This window comes from Streptomyces boncukensis (genome assembly GCF_011045075.1).
Lineage (GTDB): Bacteria > Actinomycetota > Actinomycetes > Streptomycetales > Streptomycetaceae > Streptomyces > Streptomyces boncukensis.
In genome coordinates, this window is sequence record NZ_JAAKZZ010000569.1 from 1 (window position 1) to 4,322 (window position 4,322).

3 protein-coding genes are annotated in these 4,322 nt (G+C 70.7%); 2 read left to right on the top strand and 1 reads right to left on the bottom strand.

The window, feature by feature from the left end; translation table 11 throughout:
- Positions 1-1,320 (bottom strand): DUF4192 domain-containing protein (locus G5C65_RS32130; RefSeq protein WP_165302571.1); only part of this gene is annotated, 1,320 nt, incomplete at its 3' end.
- 139 nt (positions 1,321-1,459) lie between these two features.
- Here G5C65_RS32130 and G5C65_RS32135 point away from each other — a divergent pair.
- Positions 1,460-3,655, top strand: coding sequence for a RecQ family ATP-dependent DNA helicase (locus tag G5C65_RS32135; RefSeq protein ID WP_165302572.1), 2,196 nt, complete (start codon positions 1,460-1,462; stop codon positions 3,653-3,655).
- Positions 3,656-3,891: 236 nt separating this feature from the next.
- A partial coding sequence (locus tag G5C65_RS32140) for a hypothetical protein (RefSeq protein WP_165302573.1) occupies positions 3,892-4,322 on the top strand: 431 nt, incomplete at its 3' end.

The following is a 4,322-nucleotide window of genomic DNA, read 5'->3' on the forward strand; positions in this document are numbered from 1 at the left end:
GGCGGGCCCAGGGTCCCCCGACTCCTCGTCGGTCTCTGCCGGGTGCGGTGTCTGGTCCGGGTGCTCCCTCGACGGGTGGTCCCCGGTCTCCCGGCCGCGCCGCATGCACCGGCGCAGCAGCTCGGGGTCCAGCCCTTCGTTGCATGCCTGCTGGAGCAGCTGCGCGAACACGTAGTCGGGGTCGGCCCGCAGTGCCATGCTCAGCGCCACCCTCGCCGTGGGACCGTCCTCCCCTGACCAGGCGACCCATCCCGCGAGTGTGAGCGGGGCTGCGGAATGTGCCCCGTAGGGCCCGACGCAGCGTCGGGCCAGAGCCCGCCAGAGGCGCAGCGCCGGGCCGATGTCCAGCCCCTCCATCCACTCAGCCGCCTGGTCGCGTGTGCGGCGGTCCTGGAGGCCGAGGATCATCGATGCGGCTTCCTTATGGCTGAGGAGCCCATCGTCCTGGGCATCCTGGGCCATCGGGCTGCTGCTGCCCTGGGGCGGGGTCTGGTGGAAGCGGCTCATCAGCCGTCCGGCGAGCGCGAGGGTCTCACCGCGCACCGTGAGGCGTCCTTCCTGGGTGAGCATTCGGGGGACGAGGGCGGCGCCCACGGAGTCCAGGGCCTTCTCCTGTTTATGAGCCAACGGTGGTCCCAGTGCGGCGAGCCGTTGTTCCATCTCGCGCAGCGAACCGTGTACACGCAGTCCCGCGTATGCGGCTGCCGCAGCCATGGCCGACGTCCCCGGCTGGGCGAGCGGGTTGCCTTCGGGGACGCAGCAGCGCGTGTCCGGGCAGCAGTAGGAGAAATAGCGGCCGTCGGAGATGCAGAGCGCCTCGTACACCGGCATTTCCAGCTCGCCACAGGCCAGGCGAATCCGCTGGGCCAGAGGCTGGAGCCGGTCCTTCACCTCCCTTCCCGTGCTGTCCGGGCCGGGATCCTGGCAGAGGAAGATCAGGACACCGTCGGGCCGGGTGCCGTGTGACGTGGCACTGACGTCCAGGCACTCCGCCACTTGGGAGGCCATGGCGGGCCAGTCGTCCGGGGACTCCGGAATGCCGATCCTGAACCTGCCGCCGAACCTGCCGCGCTGACCGTGCAGGGACACCGCGACGATGGAGTCGTCGGGATAGAAACCGAGGAGATACGGGAGGGCGTCGGCGAGCTCGGCCGGGCTGCGCAGGGAGACATCGACAGGGCCCCTGCACTCTGGTGCCGGACCGCTTCCGGTCCCCGGGTCGCCATGGTGTCGCGACCCATCGCCGTCATATACGTGCGGGAAGCGTGCGTGCGGGGAGTCCGGCTCGGTGCCGCCGGACTCGCTGCTGTGCTGAGTCATGCCACGACGGTGCCGCGAACAACGGCGACGTGGCGGGGCATTATCCACAGGCAGTCGCGATAGTATTACTAATCGTACTGACCGGGAGTTATCCACAGATCGCTTCGCCCGGCGCCATCGCATCGGGTTGCATGGACCCATGAGCGACACAGACGAGCTGCGCCGAGAGGCCGACGCCGTACTGGCCGACCTCGTAGGCGATCACCAAGGCGCGGCCCGGCTCCGCGCCGATCAGTGGCGGGCGATCGAAGCGCTGGTGGCCGATCGACGCCGGGCCCTCGTGGTCCAGCGCACCGGATGGGGCAAGTCCGCCGTGTACTTCGTGGCGACGGCGCTGCTCCGCCGCCGCGGGTCGGGGCCCACCGTGATTGTCTCCCCACTGCTGGCCCTGATGCGCAACCAAGTGGAGGCCGCTTCGCGAGCAGGAATCCACGCGCGCACGATCAACTCCGCCAATCCAGAGGAGTGGGACACGATCGAGACGGAAGTGGCGGGCGGCGAAGTCGACGTCCTCCTGGTGAGTCCCGAGCGGCTGAACAACCCCGATTTCCGTGACCACGTACTGCCGAAGCTGACTTCGTCCACCGGCCTCCTCGTCGTCGACGAGGCGCACTGCATCTCGGACTGGGGGCATGACTTCCGACCCGACTACCGCCGGCTGCGCACCATGCTCGCGGAGCTGCCGCCCACGGTGCCCGTTCTCGCGACCACGGCTACGGCCAACGCGCGGGTGACCGCAGATGTCGCCGAGCAGCTGGGCACCGGGCAGGATGCGGTCGGCACCGCGGGGCAGGGCTCCCCGACGGGAACGCTGGTGCTGCGCGGTTCCCTGGACCGGGAGAGTCTCAGTCTGAGCGTGCTGCGTCTGCCCGACGCCGCGCACCGCCTCGCCTGGCTCGCGGAGCAGCTGGACTCACTGCCCGGCTCCGGGATCATCTATACCCTCACGGTCGCCGCCGCAGGGGAGGTGACGACCTTCCTCCGGCAGCACGGGCACGCCGTGATGTCCTACACGGGCAGGACGGAGAACGCCGAGCGCGAGGCGGCAGAGGCCGATCTGCTGGCGAACCGCGTGAAGGCGCTGGTCGCCACCTCCGCCCTGGGCATGGGGTTCGACAAGCCCGACCTCGGATTCGTGGTGCACCTGGGCTCGCCCTCCTCCCCCATCTCCTACTACCAGCAGGTGGGCCGGGCGGGCCGAGGTGTGGAGCACGCGGAGGTGCTGCTGCTGCCCGGTTCCGAGGACCAGGCGATCTGGCGGTATTTCGCCTCTCTCGGCTTCCCGCCCGAGGACCAGGTGCGCCGGACGCTCGATGTGCTCTCCGCGTCGGACCGCCCGCTCTCCCTGCCCGCCCTGGAGCCTCGGGTGGAGCTGCGCAGGTCCCGGCTGGAGATGATGCTCAAAGTCCTGGACGTCGACGGTGCGGTACACCGCGTCAAAGGCGGCTGGACCGCCACCGGCACCCCGTGGACATACGACGCGGACCGCTACGCCTGGGTGGAGCGTCAGCGTGAAGCCGAGCGGCGGGCCATGCTCGCCTACGCGGAGAGCACGGACTGCCGGATGGAGCTTCTCCGACGGGAGCTGGACGACGAGGGGGCGGCCCCCTGCGGGCGGTGCGACAACTGCTCGGGCAAGCGGTTCACGGCCATGCCCAGTGCGGACATGGTGGCTCTGGCACGGGGCGAGCTGGGGCGCCCCGGGGTACAGGTGGAGCCGCGCCGGATGTGGCCCACGGGGCTGCCCGCGGTCGGCCTTGACCTCAAGGGCCGCATTCCCGAGCAGCACCAGGCCGCGGAAGGGCGGGCGCTGGGCAGGCTCTCGGACATCGGCTGGGGGAACAGGCTGCGTCCACTGCTCTCCGCGCAGGCCGCCGACGGGCCGGTGCCCGATGAGGTGCTGAGCGGCGCGGTCACTGTGCTCACTGACTGGTCGAAGGGGCCGGGAGGCTGGGCTTCGGGCCAGCCAGGAGCCCTCAGCCGGCCGGTAGGGGTAGTCGTGATCGACTCCTTCACCCGGCCACAGCTGGTGCGCTCCCTCGCGGAAAGGGTCGCGGAGATCGGGCGCATGCCCTTGCTCGGCGCTGTCACCTGCACGGACGGCATACACCCGTCCGCCGTCCCGCGCAGCAACGGTGCTCAGCGGCTGCGGGCGCTGCACGGGGCGCTCGTCCTCCCGCCCGAGGTGGCCGAGTCCGTGGCGGCGGGGCCGGGGCCCGTGCTGCTGGTGGACGACTTCACAGAGACGGGCTGGACGCTTGCCGTCGCGGCCCGGTTGCTCCGTCAGGCCGGTGCAGAGGAGGTGTTGCCGCTGGTCCTCGCTGTCCAGGGCTGAGTGGCACTGGTCGGACCGCCCCGGCGGAAGCTCGGACGACGACGAGCGCGGGGAGACGAGCGAGAGGAGGTGAGCAGAGGGACGAAGCCGGCAGTGGGATCGCGGGGAGAGGTGCCGCGCAGGGGGAAGAGAGAGAAGGAGACGGTCGACGAAGGGCGCGTGATGCACCGCTGGTTCATTGCCGCATCGCCGGGCGGCCGCGAGAATTGAAGCGGCTCCAGGACGAAGGGAGAAACGTGACCTTCGGCTTTGCTCCGCCCCCCGCGACCGACGACACTTCCCGGCTGGGGCGCACACTCGAACCCTCCGAGTGGGCCGCCGCCGGAATCCCCCTGCTACGTGATCCCCGCGCCATCGTCACCGGACTCTGCGATCTGCACCTGCCCCGTCTGTCGACCACCGTCCTCGCAGTGATTGGCCCGGATGAACGGCTCGTCGCCAGCGCGTCGTTCAGCTGGCACAGCTCGCGGCCCGATGGCTGGCGGTTCCGCAACGCGCTGCTGGACCAGCTCCGCCGTGTCATACCGCACGATCTGCGGCGCCGCGCCCCGGTCCGCACCGCGATCCTCCTGTCCTGCCGGGCGGGTGAGCAGGGGTGGACGGAAGCAGACGGGGCCTGGATGTGGGGGCTTCGGGACGCCTGCACGCTGCACGGGCTCCGCTGCGG